Here is a 19,403-nt window from a genome sequence, read left to right as displayed (position 1 = left end):
GGCAACCCCGCGGCAGCCCCAGCTCACCCCCGGGACGTCCGTACGATGACCACGCAGCATCAGCCGGTCCAGAACGCCACCGGCACCCCGCCTGAGGCCGGGGAACCGGCCGGAGCCCTTCCGGCCGCCGTGCCCGCCGTCGCCGGGCGCTCACCGGCCCGTATGGCCTGGAACCGGATCAGGCGGGACAAGGTCACCTTGGCCGCCTTCGTGGTGACCGGCCTGTTCATCGTGATCGCGTTGCTGGCCCCGGTGCTCACCGCGCTGACCGGCTGGGGGCCCATCACCCCGGACGGCAAGGCGATCGACCCGGACACCGGCAACTTCCCCTACGGATCGCTGGGCGGCATCAGCCCGCACCATCTGCTCGGTGTCGAACCGGGCACCGGATACGACCTGTTCGCCCGGGTGGTGCACGGCCTGCGCACCTCGCTCCTCGTCGGCTTCGCCTCGGCCGTGCTGTCCACCGTCGTCGGTGTGGTGGCCGGACTGGCGGCGGGTTACTCCGGCGGCTGGGTCGACTCGGTGCTGTCGCGGGTCATGGACGTGATGCTGGCGTTCCCGCAACTGCTGTTCATCATCGCCCTCACCCCGGTCATCCAGAACGCGCTGCAGACCAACGCCCACGGCGGCACCGACGAGAACCTGCGACTGCTGGTCCTGGTCCTCAACATCGCGGGGTTCGCCTGGGCCTACACCGCCCGCCTGGTACGCGGCCAGGTGCTGTCCCTGCGCGAGCGGGAGTTCATCGACGCGGCCCGGATCATGAGCGCCGGCCGGGCGCACATCCTCTTCCGTCAGCTGCTGCCCAACCTGTGGGCGCCGATCCTGATCTCGTTCGCGCTCGCCGTCCCGCAGAACATCACCACCGAGGCGGCCCTGTCGTACCTGGGCGTCGGCGTCATCCCGCCCAACCCGGACTGGGGATCGCTGCTGTCCGACGCCTCCGCGTACTTCCTTCAGGACCCGATGTACCTGTTCATCCCCGGCGTTCTGCTCCTGATCCTCGTCCTGGCGCTCAACCTCCTCGGAGACGGCGTCCGGGACGCCCTGGATCCCCGCGCAGCCCGCGGCTGACGCCCCTTCCCCCCCGAGCACCGGCCCGGACGGTCCCCGACGGACCGCCGCAGCCGAGTCCGTACAAGAACGGAGTTACCCGATGACGCGCAGCAAGCGCAGGATCGCCCTGACGGCATCCGCCGCGGCGATCGCCCTGGGGGTCACCGCCTGCGGTGGCTCCTCCAGCACCACCGGCAGCGGCTCCCCGTCGAAGGGCGGCACGCTGACCATCCTCAACGACGCGGACTACAACCACATCGACCCCCAGCGGACGTACACCACCGAGGGTTCGAGCATGGACTACGAGATCGTCCGCACCCTCACCGCATGGGACGAGACGGGAGCGCAGCCCAAGCTGGTCGGCGACCTGGCCACCGACACGGGAACACCCAGCCAGGGCGCCACGGTGTGGACCTACCACCTGCGCCACGGGGTCAAATGGCAGGACGGCACGGAGGTCACCGCGCAGGACGTCAAGTACGGCGTCGAGCGGGCGTTCTCCCCGGACATCAACGGCGGCCCGCCGTACGCGAGTCAGTGGCTGGTCGGCGGCGCCTCCTACAAGGGCCCCTTCAAGGGACAGCAGCTGAGCTCGATCCGGACGCCGGACAAGTACACGCTCGTCTTCCACCTCAACCAGCCGGTCGCCGACTTCAACGAGACGACGACGATGACCGGGTGGTCGGCGGTGCCCAAGGCCCACGACACCGGCTCGACGTACGACACGCACGTCTGGTCCGACGGGCCCTACATGATCAAGTCGTACAGCAAGGGCAAGGAACTCGTTCTCGTCAGGAACAAGTACTGGAGCCGGCCGACCGACCCGATCCGCGAGCAGAACGTCAACGAGATCGACGCCAAGTTCGGGCAGGACCAGGCCGCCATCGACCAGCAGCTCAAGTCCGACGGGGGCACCGCCCAGACCTCGATCACCCAGACCCCGATCGCCGGCTCCGACCTGACGGCGATCGCCAACGACCCGTCGCTGAAGTCGCGTTACTACAAGATCGCGGCCCCGGGCATCAACTACCTGGCGATCAACACCGGCCGGGTCAAGGACATCAGGGTCCGTCAGGCGATCGAGGACGCCATCGACAAGACCACCGTCCGCGGTGCCTTCGGCGGTTCGGCCTACGGCGACTACGCGACCTCGATGCTGGCCCCCGGCATCGACGGCCACAAGAACTTCAACCTGTACAGCTCCAACCCCGCCGGGGACATCACCAAGGCGAAGGCGCTGATGAAGCAGGCCGGCGACCCGAAGCTCACCATGTCGCTGGCCGTGGAGAACATTCCCACGCACGAACACTTCGGCGACGCCGTGAAGACCGCGCTCGCGAAGATCGGCATCACGGTGAACATCTCACCGCTCGACAAGAACAACTACTTCAGCATCGTCGACAACGTGAAGAACCAGTACGACCTGACCTGGGGCGACTGGATCGCGGACTGGCCGAACGCCTCCACCGTGCTGCCCACCCTGTTCGACGGGCGGCAGATCAAGAACCTCCCGCAGTCCAACAACGACCTGTCGTACCTGAACGACCCGAAGATCAACGCGCAGATCGACAAGATCGGCAAGATGACCGACATCAAGCAGCGCAACGCCGCCTACGGGGACCTGGACGAGCAGATCCTGAAGGACGCGGCCGTGGCCCCGCTGATGTACATGAACTTCAGCGACCTGGGCGGCTCCAAGGTCGGCGGAGTCATCGACGACACGATCATGGCCGAGCCCAGCCTCGTCCACGCCTACGTCAAGAACTGACGCACCCCTCCTGAGACCCGCCGGCGGTCCCCGGCCGCCGGCGGGCACCCCACTCACGTCAGGTTCCAGCGCCCCATGTTTCGTTACCTCATCCGACGTCTGCTGGCAGCGGCCGTGATCCTGCTGGTGATCACCGTCATCACCTTCGTCATCTTCTTCGCGTTGCCGTCCAACCCCGCCCTGTTGGCCTGCGGCAAGACCTGCTCCCCGTCCCGGCTCGCGGAGATCAGGCACTCCCTGGGGCTCGACCAGAGCTTCATGGCGCAGTTCTGGGAGTTCTTCAAGGGGCTCTTCGTCGGCCGCGACTACGGTGACCAGAGCGTGCGCGTGCACTGCGGCGCGCCCTGTCTCGGGCTCTCCTTCCAGACCGACACCCCGGTGCTCACCACCCTGCTGAGCGACTTCCCGGCGGACCTGTCGCTCGGTCTCGGCGCCGCGGTGGTCTTCCTGGTGCTGGGCGTGGGCCTCGGCCTGGTGGCCGCGGTCCGCAGGGGCCGGGCCGCCGACAAGGCGGCCGTCGGACTGGCGTTGGTCGGCGTCTCCGTGCAGATCTACTTCATCGGTCTGCTGCTGCTGTTCCTGTTCGTCGACAAGTGGCAGATCCTGCCCGCGGCCGGCTACACGCCGTTCACCCAGGACCCGACCGCCTGGTTCCAGGGGCTCGTCCTGCCCTGGGCCACGCTGGTCATCGTCTATCTCGCGATGTACACCCGGCTCACCCGCTCCTCGATGCTGGAGGTCCTCGGCGAGGACTACATGCGCACCGCCCGGGCCAAGGGGCTGCCGGTCGGCAAGGTCGTCCTCAAACACGGACTGCGGGCCGCGATCACCCCGATCATCACCATCTTCGGCATGGACGTCGGCTCACTGATCGGCGGCTCCGCGGTGATCACCGAGTCGGTGTTCGGGATCAACGGCATCGGCAAGCTGGCGGTGGACTCGGTGCAGAACTCCGACCTGCCGGTCATCCTCGGCACCACACTCTTCGCCGCCACCTTCGTGGTGCTCGCCAACGTGGTCGTCGACGTCGTGTACGGCCTCGTCGACCCCCGTGTACGCCTCGCCTGAGACCCGACAGCCGCGTAAGGAAAGCCCAGTGTCCCTGCAGACCTCTCCACAGCCCGCGGACCTCCCGCCCGCCGCCGAGTCCTTCCTCGACGTACGGGACCTGAGGGTGCACTTCCCCACCGAGGACGGCGTCGTCAAGTCCGTCGACGGTGTCTCCTTCACGCTGGAGAAGGGCCGCACCCTCGGCATCGTCGGCGAGTCCGGCTCGGGAAAGTCGGTGACCTCGCTGGCCCTGCTCGGCCTGCACAAGGGCACGCGTGCCCAGGTCTCCGGTGAGATCCGGCTGGAGGGCCGGGAGTTGGTCGCCCTCCCGGAGCACGAGATGCGCGCCTTGCGCGGCCGGACCGTCTCCATGATCTTCCAGGACCCGCTGTCCGCCCTGCACCCGTACTTCACCGTCGGCGCCCAGATCGCCGAGGCCTACCAGGTGCACCACAAGGTCTCCAGGAAGGAGGCCCGGGACCGCGCCGTCGAGATGCTGAAACGGGTCGGCATCCCGCAGCCCGAGCGGCGGGCGAAGGACTATCCGCACCAGTTCTCCGGCGGCATGCGGCAACGCGCCATGATCGCCATGGCGCTGGTCTGCGACCCCGAACTGCTCATCGCCGACGAGCCCACCACCGCCCTGGACGTCACCGTGCAGGCACAGATCCTGGACCTGATCCGCGACCTCCAGGAGGAGTTCGGCTCCGCCGTCATCCTCATCACGCACGACCTCGGCGTGGTGGCCGACATCGCCGACGACATCCTGGTGATGTACGGCGGTCGACGCATCGAGTACGGCACCGTCCGGGACGTACTCAAACAGCCGGAACACCCTTACACCTGGGGCCTGTTGGAGTCGATGCCGCAGATCACCGGTGACGTGGAACGCCGGCTGAACCCGATCGCCGGCTCGCCGCCGAGCCTGATCAACCCCCCGGGCGGCTGCGCCTTCCACCCCCGGTGCACCTACAAGGGCTGGGTGGGCGACGGGCGTTGCTCGGTCGAGCGGCCCGAGCTGCTTGCCGTCTCCGGCACCGAACGCCATCTCGCCGCCTGTCACCTGACTCCCGAGACCAAGGACGAGATCCGCGGCCGCAGGGCCGCCGGGGCCGCGCAGTGAGGGCGGCGGACGAACAGGAGCACGCCGTGAAGACCACCCAGCCCCTTCCCGCGGAGCAGGGCATTCCCGCCGTCGAGCCACCGGCCGGCGAGAACCTGCTCGAGGTCAGCGGTCTGCACAAGCACTTCCCGATCCGGCAGGGAATCGTGTTCCAGCGCCAGATCGGTGCCGTGCACGCCGTCGACGGCGTCGACTTCACGGTCGGGGCCGGCCGGTCGCTGGGGCTGGTCGGGGAGTCCGGCTGCGGCAAGTCGACCACCGGCCGCCTGGTCACCCGGCTGCTGGAACCGACCGCCGGCACCGTCGTGTTCGACGGTGAGGACATCACCCACACACCCGTGACCCGGATGAAGGAGGCCCGCCGCAACCTCCAGATGATCTTCCAGGACCCGTACTCCTCGCTGAACCCACGGCACACCGTCGGCACCATCGTCGAGACGCCGATGCGGCTCAACGGCATCAACCCGCCCCAGGGCCACCGCAAGCGGGTCCAGGAGCTGCTGGAGACGGTGGGTCTCAACCCCGAGCACTACAACCGCTACCCCAACGAGTTCTCCGGCGGGCAGCGTCAGCGCATCGGCATCGCCCGGGCCCTCGCCCTCAGGCCCAAGCTCATCGTGGCCGACGAACCGGTGTCGGCGCTGGACGTGTCCATCCAGGCGCAGATCGTCAACCTGCTCCAGGACCTCCAGCGGGAGTTCGGCATCGCGTTCGTCTTCATCGCCCACGACCTCGCGGTCGTACGCCACTTCTGCGAGCGCGTCGCGGTGATGTACCTCGGCAAGATCGTCGAGGTCGCCGACCGGCAGACGCTCTACACCCGGCCCCGGCACCCGTACACGCACGCGCTGCTGTCCGCCGTCCCGGAGGCCGACCCGGACGGCGTCCGGCGCCGGGAACGCATCCGGCTGGCCGGAGACGTCCCCTCACCGGTCGATCCGCCCTCCGGGTGCCGGTTCCGTACCCGCTGCTGGAAGGCGCAGGACCGGTGCGCGACCGAGGAGCCGCCGCTGGTCCGGGTCGAGGGGAACCCGGAGGGACACCTGACGGCCTGTCATTTCCCGGAGGAGCCGACGATCGTGGGTCGCGAGGAGGACATCGTCCTCGACCCGGCGGTGACGCCGTCGAGTTCCTCGTAGGGGTAGGGAGTGAGCCTATGCCGAGCCCGCCTCGTCGGTGCGGAGCCGGGCCGCGAACCAGTCGTGGAGGGTGTGCGGCACGTACTCCAGAAACAGCGTCAGACTCGCGGACGCCGTGCGCCGGTCCTCGATGGCGGTCCGCAGTCCCGGTGATCCGCCCCAGTAGGCCACGGCCCCTTCCACGTCGGCGAGTTCGCCGGGAAGGGGTTGGGGTGTGTCCGGCAGGACCCTCCAGTGGTGCAGCAGGGGGAAGCCCGGGAAGCGGCCGGACAGCACCCAGTTGGTCGTCATCTCGTGCACGGCCAGCTCGCGCCAGGCGCCGAAGCCGGGGCTGCCGACGGCGCCGACGCCGTAGTGGCAGTAGGCCGGCAGGTCGAAGAGGTTGGCGGTGGAGCGGACATGGGCGGGGCGGCGCTCGGTGTCGGTGAGGGGAATGCGCTTCACGAAGACGCGGGTGCCGTCGACCTCCAGGAGCGTCGACCGTCCGCCGATCCCGGCACCGGCCGGCGCGCCCGAGGCCACCAGGTCCGCCAGTTCGCGGTCGCTGTGGAGGGCGAGTGAGGTGGCGAGGTCGGTGTGGGCGGTGAGGCGTGTGGTGGACGGCATGCCCCATGGTCAGCCCCGGGCCCGGTAGGTGTCCGCCATTTCTCGCAGCGCGGCCCCGGCCCGGCCGATCACCGGGGCGCCGTGACCGAAGCAGGCCACGTCCGTGTCGAGTGCGGCGAGCCGGTGACAGGCGGCGAGGACCTGGGAGCGGTCGAGGTTGAACACGCCCGGTATCACGCCGCCGTCGACCGGCGAGGCGGCGATCGTGTCCCCCGTGAACAGCACGCCGTGCTCCGGGAGATGGAGGGCGATGCTGCCGTCCGTGTGCCCGGGTACGTGGATGACCCGGGCCCCGCCCCCGAAGTCGAGTGCCTCGCCGCCGGCCAGCTCGGTGACCTTCGACGGGCGAGGGAAGTCGCCCCGGGGGAGGTGCCGTACGGCCTCTTCGTGCAGGGGGCGTTCCCAGTCCTCGAACACCGGTGGCGGGCCCGGCGCCTCACCCCGTACGACGGGAGCGTCCAGGTGGTGAGCCAGCACCTCGGCACCGGTGAGCGCGGCCAGCTCGCCCGCGCCGCCCACGTGGTCCTCGTGGAAGTGGGTGAGCACGATCCGGCGCAGGCGGCCCTTCGCGAAGGCGGAGATCGCCGCTGCGCGGCCCGCGGGCCCGGCGTCGATCAGCGTCAGATCGTCGCCGTCGCGCCAGAGATAGGCCTGGCCGACGGGGAAGCGCAGGAGGTGGAGACGGGGGAGAAGGTCTACGACGTCCATGGGACGACCGTAGAAGGGCCCCCGCCCGCAGGCGAGGGCCCTTGGCTGAGGGCAGAGCGGTCAGCTCGCCGCGTAGTTGCGCAGGAACAGCGCCTCCGCCACCGACAGGCGCTCCAGCTCCTCGGGGGACACGCTCTCGTTCACCGCGTGGATCCGGGCCTCCGGCTCGCTCAGACCGATCAGCAGGATCTCCGCCCGCGGGTACAGCGAGGCCAGGGTGTTGCACAGCGGGATGGAGCCGCCCTGGCCGGCGTACTGCATCTCCTGGCCCGGGTAGGCGACCGCCATCGCCTCGGCCATCGCCGCGTACGCCGGGCTGGTCGTGTCCGCGCTGAATGGCTGCCCCTGCCCGATCTGCTCGGTGCGCACCCGGGCGCCCCACGGGGTGTGTGCCTCCAGGTGCGCCTGGAGCAGCTTGGTCGCCTCGGCCGCGTCCACGCCCGGCGGCACCCGCAGGCTGACCAGCGCGCGGGCGCTCGCCTGCACGGACGGGGTGGCGCCGACGACCGGCGGGCAGTCGATGCCGAGGACGGTGACGGCCGGGCGGGCCCAGATCCGGTCGGCGACCGTACCGGAGCCGATCAGTTCGACGCCGTCCAGCACACCGGCGTCCTGGCGGAACTGCTCCTCGTCGTACCGCAGCCCGTCCCACCGGGACTCGGGGGTGAGGCCGTCGACCGTGGTCGAACCGTCCGGCGCGCGCAGCGAGTCCAGGACACGGATCAGGGCGCCGAGCGCGTCGGGGGCGGCGCCGCCGAACTGGCCCGAGTGCAGATTGCCCTCCAGGGTGTCGATCGCCACCCGGACCATGGTCATGCCGCGCAGCGTGGAGGTGACCGTCGGCAGCCCGACCCGGAAGTTACCGGCGTCGCCGATGACGACGGTGTCGGCCTCCAGCAGGCCGGGGTGTTCCTCGGCGTAGCGCTCCAGGCCGCCGGTGCCCATCTCCTCGGAACCCTCGGCGATGACCTTCACATGGACCGGGACGCCGCCGTTCGCCTTCAGTGCGCGCAGCGCCAGCAGGTGCATGATCACGCCGCCCTTGCAGTCGGCGGACCCGCGCCCGTACCAGCGGCCGTCCCGCTCGGTCAGCTCGAAGGGCGGGGTGGTCCACCCGGCCTCGTCCAGGGGCGGCTGCACGTCGTAGTGGGCGTACAGCAGGACCGTTTTCGCGCCCTCGGGGCCGGGCAGGTAGCCGTACACCGACTGCGTGCCGTCGGGGGTGTCGAGCAGGGCCACGTCCTGGAAGCCCTCGGCGGTGAGCGCGTCCGCGACCCACCGGGCGGCGGCTTCGCTCTCGCTCCGGGGGAACTGCTCGAAGTCCGCCACCGACTTGAAGGCAACCAGTTCGGTGAGTTCCGCCTTCGCCCTCGGCATCAGCGAGGCGACGGTCTCGGCGACCGGATGCGACGACATGGGCACGCTCCTTGTGGGTGCGACGTTGTACCAGTGAGTGGCGTAGATCCTCCCACAGTGGCCTGCGGCGATGACCGCCGTAGGATGCGGGGGGACAGGTGCGGCAGCGGTTTGATCGGGAGCAGTAGACCATCGTGAGCAGCGAGAACTCTTCGGCGGACGACTCTTCGGCGGACGACGGGCAGCGGGTGTGGGACGTCGTCGTGGTGGGCGCGGGCCCCGCGGGTGCCTCGGCCGCCTACGCGGCGGCCGTCGCGGGGCGGCGTGTGCTCCTGCTGGAGAAGGCCGAACTGCCCCGGTACAAGACGTGTGGCGGCGGCATCATCGGCCCGTCGCGCGACTCCCTGCCGCCCGGCTTCGAGCTGCCGTTCCGGGACCGCGTGCACGCGGTGACCTTCTCGAACAACGGCCGCTTCAGCCGCACCCGCCGCTCCCGGCACATGCTGTTCGGGCTGATCAACCGGCCCGAGTTCGACCAGCAGTTGGTCGAGCACGCGCAGAAGGCGGGCGCGGAACTGCGTACCGGCGTCACCGTCCAGCGGGTCGAGCAGCACGGCTCGTCCGTGCCGGACCGGCGCACGGTCGCGGTCGTGCTGCAGGGCGGCGAGACGGTGCTGGCACGGTCCGTGGTCGGCGCGGACGGCAGCGCGAGCCGCATAGGGGCTCATGTCGGCGTCAAGCTCGACCAGGTCGACCTCGGCCTGGAGGCGGAGATCCCGGTGCCTGAGACGGTCGCCGAGGACTGGAAGGGGCGGGTGCTCATCGACTGGGGGCCGATGCCCGGCAGTTACGGCTGGGTGTTCCCGAAGGGCGACACGCTGACGGTCGGGGTGATCTCGGCGCGCGGTGAAGGGGCGGCCACCAAGCGGTACTTGGAGGAGTTCATCGGACGGCTGGGGCTGGCCGGCTTCGAACCGGACATCTCCTCCGGGCACCTGACCCGGTGCCGTGCCGACGACTCGCCGCTGTCGCGCGGGCGGGTGCTGGTGTGCGGGGACGCCGCCGGGCTGCTGGAGCCGTGGACCCGCGAGGGCATCTCGTTCGCGTTGCGTTCGGGCCGGCTCGCGGGGGAGTGGGCGGTGCGGATCGCGGAGGCGCACGACGCGGTGGACACCCGCCGCCAGGCGCTGAACTACGCGTTCGCGATCAAGGCGGGGCTCGGCGTCGAGATGGCCGTCGGCAAGAGCATGCTGACGCTCTTCGAGCGGCGTCCCGGCCTGTTCCACGCGGCCCTCACCGGCTTCCGCCCGGCCTGGAAGGCGTTCACGGACATCACGCGCGGGGCCACATCACTGGGCGAGCTCGTCCGCGCGCACCCGCTCGCCCAACGTGCGCTGACCGCGATGGACCGGCGGCCCGCGGACTCCTCGGCTCCCGCCGCCTCCTCGGGTCCCTCGGGCGGCGAGGTCACTTCGTGACCGTGATCCGGAAGACCGGGTGGTCGCCGGCGGCCGCGAGGAGCTCCTCGTCGGTGGACTTGGCGGTGACCCCGTTGAAGTACTGGTTGACCTCCCAGCCCCACTTCTCCAGGTAGGTCCGCAGGATCGGGAGTTTCTCCGCGTCGGGAAGCTCCACCGCGGTGAACGCGCGCACCTTGCGGCCCACCCGCAGCTCCCCGCCGCCGGCCGCCCGCATGTTGCGCACCCACTGGGAGTGCCCGCGGGCCGAGACCAGGTACTGCCCGCCCTCGTAGGTGTGCGGGTTGACGGGGATGCGCTGCAGCTGCCCGCTCTTGCGGCCGCGGACGGACATCTCGGCCGTCCCGGCGAGGCTGAATCCGTGCCGGGCCAGCCATCCGATGACGTTGTTGAGCCGGATGTTCATCGGGCTGCCCTGGAGGTAGTACGGCGATGACGTCGACATGGTTACTCCCTGGTGTTCGAGAGAGCGGAGCTCTCACCCTTTCCGAGAGCACTGCTCTCGCTTGAGAACAGTCTGCACGAGAGCGGTGCTCCAAAGCAAGAGCGGTGCTCTCTTTTGTGTGCACTGCTCTGATTTCATGGGACACTGAGCCGTATGAGCAGCAGCACCCCAGGCGGCGCCCGAGCCCGCGCCCGCATCGAAGTCACCGCGGCCATCAAGGACGAGGCGCGCAGACAGCTCGCGGCCGAGGGCGCCGCGAAGCTGTCGCTGCGGGCCGTGGCCCGCGAACTCGGCATGGTCTCCTCCGCGCTGTACCGCTACTTCCCCAGTCGCGACGACCTGCTCACCGCTCTCATCATCGACGCCTACGACGCCGTCGGCGAGCGCGCGGAACGGGCGTACGCCGCCGCCGTCGACGCCGGTCCCGTCCGGTGCTGGACGGCGGTGTGCGAGGCCGTGCGCACCTGGGCCCTCGAGAGCCCGCACGAGTACGCGCTGATCCACGGATCGCCGGTGCCCGGTTACACCGCGCCGGAGACGACGCTCCCGGCCGCCGGCCGGACCGGCCTCGTCCTGATCGGCATCGTCCGCGACGCGTACCAGGGCTCCGCTCTCGCCCTGCCGCCACTGCCCGCCGAACTGCGGCCCGAGGCCGAGCGGATCGCCGCCGACCTCGCCCCCGACCTCCCGCCGGAGGCAGCGGCGGCGCTGGTCGCGGCCTGGGCCGAGGTGTACGGACTGATCGGGTTCGAGCTCTTCGGACAGTTCAACCGGGTGGTGGAGGACCGCGCGCCGTTCTTCCGGCACGCGGTGACCCGGCTCGCCCACAGCGTCGGGCTGGGCCCCGTCTGACACCCCCCGGGGGTGAGGCCGCCGAGCGGGCGGGGTGGGGCCACACGTACTTCACGGGGAGTACGTGTGATCACCGCGTTCGGCGGACGCCACCGGCACCGGCAGGCGTCTAGCGTGGCCGTCATGGACGAGCACGAGAGGTCCGCAGTCGGCGGCGGGGCGCCCCGATGGTGGCGCAACGGGCCGGCGTGGTGGAACCGCTGGGACGAGCGGGAGCGAAGCGGCCGGCGGCCCTGGCTCTCCACCCTGCTGCTCACCGTGTTCGTGCTCGCCGGCTCGACCTTCGCGGCGCACGTGCAGGAGGGCGACCGGGCCTCCCTCACCCCCTTCGCGCGGCTGCTCCTGGTGGTCGCCTCGGTGGCGCTGCTCTGGCGGCTTCGGTATCCAGTGGTCGTCGTGTTCACCACGGCGGCGGCGGCCATGGTCTACCTGAGTGCCGGATACCCGTACGGGCCGGTGTTCCTGGCCGTCGCCCTGGCCTGCTTCAGCGCCGTCGTCGCGGGGCACCGCAGGGCCGCGTGGGCGGCGCTGGGGATGCTCTGGGTCGGCCACGTCCTGGTCGCCCACTGGCTGTACCGGTGGCTGCCGCCCGCCGGGGACCCGGCCGCCTCCTGGAACGAGGAGATCGTGGTCGCCGCCTGGACGGTGGCCATCGTCGCCGTCTCGGAACTCGCCCGAACCCGACGTGAGCAGTGGGCCCGCGAGCGGGCCGAGCGCGCTCAGGCGGCCCGTCGGCGCGCGGACGAGGAGCGGCTGCGGATCGCCCGCGAGCTGCACGACGTCCTCGCGCACAGCATCTCCGTCATCAATGTGCAGGCGGGCGTCGGCCTCGCGCTCCTCGACACCGACCCGGAACAGGCCCGCACGGCGCTCACCACCATCAAGGCGGCGAGCAAGGAGGCGCTCGGCGAGGTCCGCCAGGTCCTCGGCACGCTGCGCACGCCCGGAGACGCGCCGCGTGCGCCGGCCCCCGGCCTGGACCGGCTGCCCGAGCTGGTGGAGCAGGCGGCGGGCGCCGGTCTCACGGTCGAGGTCACGGGCGATCCGCCCCGACTCGCGCCCGGGACGGATCTCGCGGCCTTCCGTATCGTCCAGGAGGCCCTCACCAATGTCGTACGGCACTCCGGCTCACGGCACGCGCGGGTGCGGATCGCGCACGACGGCGGCGCGCTTCGGCTGCGTATCGACGACGACGGACCGGCGACCGGGGCCGAGGCGGGCGGCAGCGGCAACGGTCTGGCCGGAATGCGGGAGCGGGCCGCCGCCCTCGGTGGCACGATCGACGCGGGCCCGCGCGACGACGGAGGGTTCCGGGTGCTGGCGGTGCTGCCGTCGAAGGTCAAGGAGGAGGACCGGTGATCCGTGTGCTGCTCGCCGACGACCAGTCACTGGTGCGGGCCGGCTTCCGGGCCCTGCTCGACGCCCAGCCGGACATCGAGGTGGCCGGTGAGGCCTCCGACGGTGAGGAGGCGCTGCGCGAGGTCCGCGAACTGCGCCCGGACATCGTGCTGATGGACATCCGCATGCCGCTCCTCGACGGCCTGGCCGCGACCCGGCGGATCACCGAGGACGCGGCGCTCGGGCAGGTCAAGGTGGTCATGCTCACCACCTTCGAACTCGACGAGTACGTCTTCGAGGCGATCCGCTCCGGTGCCTCCGGTTTCCTGGTCAAGGACACCGAACCGGAGGAACTCCTGCGCGCCGTACGGGCGGTGGTCGGTGGCGACGCGCTGCTCTCGCCGGGTGTCACCCGGCGGCTGATCGCCGAGTTCGCGGCCCGTTCCAAGGAACCGGCCGCCGCCGACGCCCTCGCCGAACTCACCGAGCGGGAACGGGAGGTGATGGCCCTGGTCGGCATCGGCCTGTCCAACGAGGAGATCGCCCGCCGCCTGGTCGTCAGCCCGCTCACCGCGAAGACCCACGTCAGCCGCACGATGGTCAAGCTGGGCGCCCGCGATCGGGCCCAACTCGTGGTGCTGGCCTACGAGTCGGGGCTGGTGCGGCCGGGCTGGCTGGGCTGAGGTGCCTGCCGGAAGCGGACCAGCACAAGCTCCACGGTGTCCGGCGATCGCGTCCCGCTCACTCTGACCGCGCCGTCCCCCGTAGGCCTCCATCCCGGAAGTCTCACAGGGGCGCCCGGCGGGCAAGCAGGCCCCGCCGGGCGCATGGCATAGAAGGCGACCCTTCAGGTACCTCTAGTCGCGTACGAAAACGCGCTCCGTCTCCGTCTGAGTCTCCGTCTCCGGCGCGGTGGACTTGGCGACCACGACGGAGGGTCGTGCCCCTCGCGGGGTCCGCAGGCCGGTGAGTGTGATCAGCAGGCCCGCCGCGGCGACCACCGTCACCACGACCAGTCCGGGCCGGTAGCTGTCGAGGACCGCCTGCGGGGTGGCGTTCTCGGGAGCGCCCGCGGTCACCACGGCCGTCACGATCGCGAGGAAGATCGCGCCGCCCACCTGCACCGACGTGTTCAGCAACCCGGAGACCATGCCCTGCTCGTGGTCCTCGACGCCGTTGGTGGCCTGGATGTTGAGCGACGGGAAGACCAGGGCGCAGGCGGCGCCGATGAGCAGCATCGACGGCAGGATGACGGCCGCGTACCCGGGGTCGAGGTCGACGCGGAGGAACAGCGCGTACCCGACGACCATGAGCGCGAAGCCCGCCGCGATCAGCCGCGGGGTGCCGTACCGGTCGACGAAGGAACCGACCTTCGTCGAGGACAGCGCCACCAGCGCGCCCGCGGGCAGGAAGGCGAGCGCCGTGTGCAGCGCCGACCAGCCGAGCAGCGACTGCATGTACAGGGTGACCAGGAACTGGAAACCGACGTACGAGCCGAAGAAGGCCATCGCACCGAGCTGGGCCCGGATCTGGCTGCCGGAGCGCAGCACGCCGAGCCGGATCAGTGGGCCGGCCGAGCGCCGTTCGACCCGGACGAACACGGTGAGCAGAACGGCGACGGCCAGGAAGGACAGCAGGGTGCGGACGGAGGTCCAACCGGCCTCCGGTGCCTGGACGACGGTGAAGACCAGCAGCAGCATCGACGCGGTGCCGAGGACGGCGCCGGGGATGTCGTACCCGTTGTGGTCCTTCTCGCGGGGGCTGCGCGGCAGCAGCTTCAGTCCGGCGGCCAGGGCGACCAGGGCGATGGGTGCGGGCAGCAGCATGGTCAGACGCCAGCTGGCCTCGGTGAGCAGGCCGGACAGCACCAGGCCCATCGAGAATCCGGTGGCGGCGCAGGTGGTGTAGATGGACAGGGCGCGGTTGCGCAGCGGGCCCTCGGGGAACGTCGTGGTGATGATCGAGAGGCCGGCCGGTGCCGTGAAGGCCGCGCTCAGGCCCTTGATGAAGCGGCTGGCGATCAGGAGCGGGCCCGAGTCGACCAGCCCGCCGAGCAGTGAGGCCAGCGCGAAGACACCCAGGGCGATCAGGAAGACCTGACGCCGGCCCAGCAGGTCGGCGGTCCGCCCGCCGAGGAGCAACAGGCCGCCGTAGCCAAGGATGTAGCCGCTGACGATCCACTGCAGGGTCGAGGTCGACAGGCCGAGGTCGGCGCCGATCGACGGCAGGGCGACGCCGACCATCGACACGTCCAGCGCGTCCAGGAACATCGCGGCGCAGAGCACCAGGAGGGTGCCCCACAGCCGGGGCGTCCAGCGAACCGTCGCGGAGGGGGCCGCGGAGGTGGTGAGCGGAGAGGTCATGGCGCAGACACTACATGCGCATGCATGGAATGCAACTGCATTTAATTCCGATGCAACAAATCTGTTTCTCTGCTACGGTGCGCCCATGGCGGCGAAGAAGGCCGAGCGTGCGCTCGCGGAGCAGTGGCGGGAGATCCTGGCGCTACATGCGCGCACCCAGTGCGAACTCGATCGGGCGCTGCATCAACACGGCGTGTGCGGCAGTGACTTCGAGGTTCTCGACGTCCTGTCCGAGGAGCGCCCGGTGGACGGCGTGTGCGCGTACCGCGTGCAGGAGATCTCCGAGCGTGTCCACCTCAGCCAGAGCGCGCTGTCACGGTTGATCGCCCGGCTGGAGAAGGACGGCCTCGTCGAGCGCGCGATGTGCGCGGAGGACCGGCGGGGCGTGCGGGTGGCCCTCACGGACAAGGGACGCGCGCTGCACGGTGACCTGCTGCCGGTACAGCGCGCGGTGTTGAAGCGGATGCTGGCTACGAACTGAGCCGGGCTCGGCTCCAGGTCACACGGCCGACTTCGCCCTCCACAGGTCGGCGACCGAGGTGTCGCCCGTCACCGCGGGGAACGGCAGCCGGTTCCACAGCGCGAGATTCAACTCCGCGACAGGCCCGGCCACTTCACAGTCGGCTTCCTCGCCGGGTCCGGCATCGCCCCGCCGGGCCACCGGCGGCTCCGGGGACAGCCGTACGGTCCACACGGCGTCCGCGTCCGTCGCCCGCACCCGCAGTACCCGGGGCTCCGGTGTGCGCGCCTTGCTCCGGTCGCGGGCGTGGAAGCCGAGCAGCAGTTCGTCGATGCCGTCCGCCGCGAAGGCGGGGCCGATCCCGGTGGGGGTGCCGCCCCTGGCCGACTCGGCGTCGAAGCGGTGCACGGCCGTCTCGTGCGCCTGCCGCCGGGCCCAGAACGCGAGCGGCGACGGGGCGGGCAGGAACTGCCAGCATCGGACGTCGGGCGAGGCGGTGGTGAGCGTGTCGACGAGCCGCCCGTGTCCCTCCCGGAACCAGGTGAGCAACGCGGCGCCGTCGAGGTCGGGCGGGTCCCCGAAAGGCTGGTAGGAGGTGTGGCCCTCGGCGACGAACGAGGCCGCCCAACGGTGCACCATGCCCGTGTGCCGCAGCAGGTCGCTCACCTGCCAGTCCGGGCAGGTCGGCACCTTCGCGTCGGTGCCGGCCTGCTCGGCGGCGGTGGCCAGCGACCGGCCCTCCCGGTCCAGGATCGCTACGAACTCGGCAGTCTCCATGGGGTGAGTGTGCCGGATGGAGCGCGCTCCAGGGGAGCCGTGCGCGGGGCGGGCCCAGGGGGACCTTTAGGGGCAGGGGCAGGGGCAGGGGCAGGGGCAGGGGCAGGGGCCGGTGGCCCGCTACTGGTCTCGCGGAAGCGCCGGGGCCTGTCCGGCCGGGCCCGTGGGGCGGACGGTGAGACTGATCAGGGTGGCGACCGCCGCGAGTACGGCGACGCTGGTCAGCGCTACCGGTAGGGAGAACCAGTCGGCCATGAAGCCGATGGCGGGTGGTCCGAGGAGCATCCCGCCGTATCCGAGCGTGGAGACGATCGCGACGCCGTCCGGGCCGGCCAGCGTGCCGGCCCGTTCCACGGCGACGGGGAAGAGGTTCGCGAGACCGAGCCCGGTGATCACGAAGCCGGCGAGCGCGGCCCACAGCCAGGGGGTGAGCGCGGCGAACAGCATGCCGACCGCGGCGGTCGTGCCGCCGACCACCAGGGTGCGCGTCTGGCCCAGCCGTTCGAGCAGTTGCGTTCCCGTCAGGCGGCCGATGGTCATGGCGAGCGCGAAGCAGGAGTAGCCGACAGCCGCCACGCCCGGGGCGGCGTCGAGGTCCTGTTCCAGGTGCAGGGCGCTCCAGTCGGCCAGGGCTCCCTCGCCGTAGGCCGTGCACAGCGCGATCAGACCGAAAGTGATCACGAGGGGGCGGGTGTGGGCCCTGGGGCGGCGCGGCGCGGACGGCGACTGCGGGGCGGTCTTCGGTGGTGGCGGGGGCTGGATCCGCAGCAGCGTACGGCCCGCGAAGACGGTGACGAGCAGACCGATCGCGGTGAGACCGAGCAGGTGCCGCGTGGGGGACAGCACTCCGGCGACCAGTGCGCCCAGTCCGGCGCCGACCATGCCGCCGAGGCTGAACGCGGCATGGAAGCTGGGCATGATCGGACGTCCCAGAGCGCGTACCAGGTCGACCGCGGCACTGTTGAACGCGACGTTTATCCCGCCGTACGCGCTGCCGAAGATCAGCAGCACCGCGCCCAGCGCGAGCGCCGAGTGGGTGAGCGGGGGCAGGGCGACGCTGAGCGAGAGCAGCACGGCGCAGACGACGGTGACCTGGTGGTTGCCGAAGCGGCGGCAGAGACGGCCGGTGAGCATCATCGTGACGACGGCGCCGGCGGAGACGCCGAGCAGGGCGAGTCCTAGGGTGCTGGCGGAGGCACCGGTCTGGTTCTTGATGGCGGGAATCCGCACCACCCAGCCGGCGAAGATGAAGCCGTCGAGGGCGAAGAAGACGGTGAGGACGATACGGAGCCGGGTGAGGGTGTCGCCCGGCGCGGCGGTGCGCGTTCGGGCTTTGTTTATGAGCGGCACAAAATCAGGCTAGGGGGGAGCCGCAACCCGAGCAAGGGAGTTGAGGGGCACCCGGTCGCCCGAGCCCTAGGGGGTGTCCGCAAAGTCCCGCCTGCCCTGAGACGCCCGGCACGCACTCTCGCCGCACCGGGCGAACACCCGAGTACGACCAGTACGCGGGCGTCCGCCCGGCACGCCGAGAGCACGCACCGGACGCCGCAGGGCCCGCCCTTCGGGCGGACGACGCGACTTTGCGGACACCCCCTAGGCGCGGTGGGTGTACGGCGAGGCAGCGCGGCCCCCGTGTCGCGCTGCGGCCCACCGTGCCGAGGTGGGCGCTCAGTCGCGGGCCGGGGGCGAGTAGAAGTCGCCGACCGATGTCCAGACACCGTTCTTCACGACCACCCGCTGCACCTCACGGGTGCCGAGGTGGTTGGTCGCGCTGTAGTTCATCACCGGCGCCACTCCCGGGTCCACCTTGGTCGCCTTCTGGTACGCGGCGGTGAGGGACTGGGCCGTGACCGGGCCCTTGACGGTCTTCGCGATCTCGGCGAACACCTTCGCGTTGCTCCATCCCCACAAGGCCAGGAACCCCGCGGTCTGCCCGGGCTCGTACTTGGCCATGGCGGTGCGGAACTCCTTCACCGAGGGGTCGTTGTCCGAGGGCGCCTTGACCAGCTGTACGGCCTTGAGGCCCTCGGCGGCGTCCTTGGCCAGGGCGATCGTCGACTCCGCGGCCACCGGTGCGTAGGCGTAGGTGGGCAGGGAGAGGCCCTGCAGCTTGGCCTCCTTCAGGAAGGCGGCGGCCTCGGGCGAGGTGAGGATCAGGATCACCGCCTGCGTCTTCGCGGCCTTCACCTTGCTGATCACCGGCGTGTAGTCGGTGGTCTGGTACTTGACCGCCAGCCGGTCGACCTCGACCGAGGGATTCACCTTCTTCGCCGCCGGCTCCACCTGCTTGGCCACGTTCACGAACGCGGCCGGGTCACTGTGCACGACGAGGATCTTCTTCGCGCCGTCCTTCGCCGCCCAGGCGGCGACCGCCGCGGCCTGGTCCTCGTACAGGGTCTGGGTGCCGAACAGGCCGGGGCGCGGCGGCTTGTACCAGGCCTCCGTGCCGCCCACCTCGTTGAGGACCGGCACCTTGGACTGATTGAGGACGAACGGGAAGGCCGCCTCCGCCTGGGCGGTGCCGTTCGCGTTGACGATCGCCACCACCTTGTCCTGGCCGACCAGTTCGCGTGCGATCTGCACGGTCTGCTGCGGGTCGGCCGCGTTGTCCTTGACGGTCCACCGGATCTTGCGTCCGTTGATGCCTCCGGACGCGTTGAGCATCTTGAAGTACGCGTCGGCGCCCGCCTTCTGGCCCACGCCGTACGGGGCGGTGGCGCCGGTGAGGGGGAGCCACGCGCCGATGTGGATCTGCGACGAGTCGCCGCCGGAGCCCGCGGAGTCCTGCCCACCGCACGCGTTGGCGGTCAGCGCCACCACGGCCATGACGGCGACGGTTCCCGCCGTGCGGCGAGCCCTTCTGATGTTCCGGAACACGATG

At 70.9% G+C, this 19,403-nt stretch carries 17 protein-coding genes and 1 pseudogene; 10 read left to right on the top strand and 8 right to left on the bottom strand.

From position 1 onward, the window contains the following. The first annotated feature begins 45 nt into the window (after positions 1-45). The 5 genes from ACFYRY_RS04225 to ACFYRY_RS04205 all read left to right on the top strand — a co-directional run bounded on the left by ACFYRY_RS04225 (position 46) and on the right by ACFYRY_RS04205 (position 6,139). Positions 46-1,077 carry an ABC transporter permease gene (locus tag ACFYRY_RS04225; protein ID WP_389139752.1) on the top strand — a complete coding sequence of 344 codons (1,032 nt, stop codon included), beginning with the start codon at positions 46-48 and terminating at the stop codon, positions 1,075-1,077. 82 nt (positions 1,078-1,159) lie between these two features. Beyond that, positions 1,160-2,827 carry an ABC transporter substrate-binding protein gene (locus tag ACFYRY_RS04220; protein WP_389139750.1) on the top strand — a complete coding sequence of 556 codons (1,668 nt, stop codon included), beginning with the start codon at positions 1,160-1,162 and terminating at the stop codon, positions 2,825-2,827. Between the two features lie 75 nt (positions 2,828-2,902). After that, positions 2,903-3,895, top strand: a complete 993-nt coding sequence (locus ACFYRY_RS04215; protein ID WP_389139748.1) for an ABC transporter permease — start codon at positions 2,903-2,905, stop codon at positions 3,893-3,895. A gap of 28 nt (positions 3,896-3,923) precedes the next feature. Then, complete coding sequence (locus ACFYRY_RS04210) at positions 3,924-5,000, top strand: ABC transporter ATP-binding protein (protein WP_389139746.1); 1,077 nt, start codon at positions 3,924-3,926, stop codon at positions 4,998-5,000. Between the two features lie 26 nt (positions 5,001-5,026). Continuing rightward, entirely contained in the window at positions 5,027-6,139 is a 1,113-nt protein-coding gene (locus ACFYRY_RS04205; RefSeq protein ID WP_389139744.1) for an ABC transporter ATP-binding protein, read from the top strand. Between the two features lie 21 nt (positions 6,140-6,160). Here the strand turns inward: ACFYRY_RS04205 and ACFYRY_RS04200 are convergent. The 3 genes and pseudogenes from ACFYRY_RS04200 to ACFYRY_RS04190 form a co-directional block, all read right to left on the bottom strand. Then, positions 6,161-6,745: pseudogene (locus tag ACFYRY_RS04200) on the bottom strand (protein kinase family protein); the annotation flags it as partial. A 9-nt stretch (positions 6,746-6,754) separates the two neighbouring features. Next, positions 6,755-7,453 (bottom strand): MBL fold metallo-hydrolase, encoded by a 699-nt coding sequence (locus ACFYRY_RS04195; protein ID WP_389139742.1) that lies wholly within the window; start codon positions 7,451-7,453, stop codon positions 6,755-6,757. A gap of 60 nt (positions 7,454-7,513) precedes the next feature. Further along, the gene (locus tag ACFYRY_RS04190) at positions 7,514-8,869 is read right to left on the bottom strand and encodes a dipeptidase (RefSeq protein ID WP_389139740.1); all 1,356 of its coding nucleotides are present in this window, start codon (positions 8,867-8,869) and stop codon (positions 7,514-7,516) included. 134 nt (positions 8,870-9,003) lie between these two features. On the opposite strand from ACFYRY_RS04190, the gene ACFYRY_RS04185 reads away from it, so the two are divergent. Next, entirely contained in the window at positions 9,004-10,287 is a 1,284-nt protein-coding gene (locus ACFYRY_RS04185; protein ID WP_389139738.1) for a geranylgeranyl reductase family protein, read from the top strand. Here the strand turns inward: ACFYRY_RS04185 and ACFYRY_RS04180 are convergent. After that, a complete protein-coding gene (locus ACFYRY_RS04180) occupies positions 10,277-10,732 on the bottom strand; it encodes a nitroreductase family deazaflavin-dependent oxidoreductase (protein WP_389139736.1) in 456 nt (151 codons plus the stop codon). The two genes, ACFYRY_RS04185 and ACFYRY_RS04180, sit on opposite strands and share 11 nt — an antisense overlap. A 153-nt stretch (positions 10,733-10,885) precedes the next feature. On the opposite strand from ACFYRY_RS04180, the gene ACFYRY_RS04175 reads away from it, so the two are divergent. The 3 genes from ACFYRY_RS04175 (at position 10,886) to ACFYRY_RS04165 (ending at position 13,605) form a co-directional block, all read left to right on the top strand. Then, positions 10,886-11,584: a TetR/AcrR family transcriptional regulator gene (locus tag ACFYRY_RS04175; RefSeq protein ID WP_389139734.1), complete on the top strand. Its 699-nt coding sequence runs from the start codon at positions 10,886-10,888 to the stop codon at positions 11,582-11,584. 114 nt (positions 11,585-11,698) lie between these two features. Further along, the gene (locus ACFYRY_RS04170) at positions 11,699-12,943 is read left to right on the top strand and encodes a sensor histidine kinase (protein ID WP_389141068.1); all 1,245 of its coding nucleotides are present in this window, start codon (positions 11,699-11,701) and stop codon (positions 12,941-12,943) included. Then, positions 12,940-13,605, top strand: a complete 666-nt coding sequence (locus ACFYRY_RS04165) for a response regulator (protein ID WP_389139732.1) — start codon at positions 12,940-12,942, stop codon at positions 13,603-13,605. The genes ACFYRY_RS04170 and ACFYRY_RS04165 overlap by 4 nt, the downstream gene beginning before the upstream one ends. 174 nt (positions 13,606-13,779) lie before the next feature. Here the strand turns inward: ACFYRY_RS04165 and ACFYRY_RS04160 are convergent, their stop codons facing one another. Then, positions 13,780-15,285, bottom strand: a complete 1,506-nt coding sequence (locus tag ACFYRY_RS04160) for an MFS transporter (RefSeq protein WP_389139730.1) — start codon at positions 15,283-15,285, stop codon at positions 13,780-13,782. Between the two features lie 85 nt (positions 15,286-15,370). Between ACFYRY_RS04160 and ACFYRY_RS04155 the strand changes: the two genes are divergently transcribed. Continuing rightward, a complete protein-coding gene (locus ACFYRY_RS04155; RefSeq protein ID WP_389139728.1) occupies positions 15,371-15,766 on the top strand; it encodes a MarR family winged helix-turn-helix transcriptional regulator in 396 nt (131 codons plus the stop codon). 18 nt (positions 15,767-15,784) lie between these two features. Here the strand turns inward: ACFYRY_RS04155 and ACFYRY_RS04150 are convergent, their stop codons facing one another. From ACFYRY_RS04150 to ACFYRY_RS04140, 3 genes are all read right to left on the bottom strand, one after another. Continuing rightward, positions 15,785-16,522 (bottom strand): maleylpyruvate isomerase family mycothiol-dependent enzyme, encoded by a 738-nt coding sequence (locus tag ACFYRY_RS04150; protein WP_389139726.1) that lies wholly within the window; start codon positions 16,520-16,522, stop codon positions 15,785-15,787. A 120-nt stretch (positions 16,523-16,642) separates the two neighbouring features. Next, positions 16,643-17,872 carry an MFS transporter gene (locus ACFYRY_RS04145; protein WP_389139724.1) on the bottom strand — a complete coding sequence of 410 codons (1,230 nt, stop codon included), beginning with the start codon at positions 17,870-17,872 and terminating at the stop codon, positions 16,643-16,645. 318 nt (positions 17,873-18,190) lie between these two features. Beyond that, a complete protein-coding gene (locus ACFYRY_RS04140) occupies positions 18,191-19,348 on the bottom strand; it encodes an ABC transporter substrate-binding protein (protein WP_389139722.1) in 1,158 nt (385 codons plus the stop codon). Positions 19,349-19,403: the final 55 nt, after the last annotated feature.

The sequence above is a fragment of the Streptomyces sp. NPDC005263 genome (assembly GCF_042872365.1).
GTDB lineage: Bacteria > Actinomycetota > Actinomycetes > Streptomycetales > Streptomycetaceae > Streptomyces.
This window is presented reverse-complemented; position numbering and strand designations above follow the sequence as displayed.

Bases quoted from the DNA above. Each gene is read 5' to 3' on its own strand.
- ACFYRY_RS04195 (WP_389139742.1), bottom strand. From the start codon at position 7,453: ATGGACGTCGTAGACCTTCTCCCCCGTCTCCACCTCCTGCGCTTCCCC.
- ACFYRY_RS04225 (WP_389139752.1), top strand. From the start codon at position 46: ATGACCACGCAGCATCAGCCGGTCCAGAACGCCACCGGCACCCCGCCT.
- ACFYRY_RS04175 (WP_389139734.1), top strand. From the start codon at position 10,886: ATGAGCAGCAGCACCCCAGGCGGCGCCCGAGCCCGCGCCCGCATCGAA.
- ACFYRY_RS04190 (WP_389139740.1), bottom strand. From the start codon at position 8,869: ATGTCGTCGCATCCGGTCGCCGAGACCGTCGCCTCGCTGATGCCGAGG.
- ACFYRY_RS04140 (WP_389139722.1), bottom strand. From the start codon at position 19,348: ATGGCCGTGGTGGCGCTGACCGCCAACGCGTGCGGTGGGCAGGACTCC.
- ACFYRY_RS04160 (WP_389139730.1), bottom strand. From the start codon at position 15,285: ATGACCTCTCCGCTCACCACCTCCGCGGCCCCCTCCGCGACGGTTCGC.
- ACFYRY_RS04220 (WP_389139750.1), top strand. From the start codon at position 1,160: ATGACGCGCAGCAAGCGCAGGATCGCCCTGACGGCATCCGCCGCGGCG.
- ACFYRY_RS04155 (WP_389139728.1), top strand. From the start codon at position 15,371: ATGGCGGCGAAGAAGGCCGAGCGTGCGCTCGCGGAGCAGTGGCGGGAG.
- ACFYRY_RS04150 (WP_389139726.1), bottom strand. From the start codon at position 16,522: ATGGAGACTGCCGAGTTCGTAGCGATCCTGGACCGGGAGGGCCGGTCG.
- ACFYRY_RS04215 (WP_389139748.1), top strand. From the start codon at position 2,903: ATGTTTCGTTACCTCATCCGACGTCTGCTGGCAGCGGCCGTGATCCTG.
- ACFYRY_RS04180 (WP_389139736.1), bottom strand. From the start codon at position 10,732: ATGTCGACGTCATCGCCGTACTACCTCCAGGGCAGCCCGATGAACATC.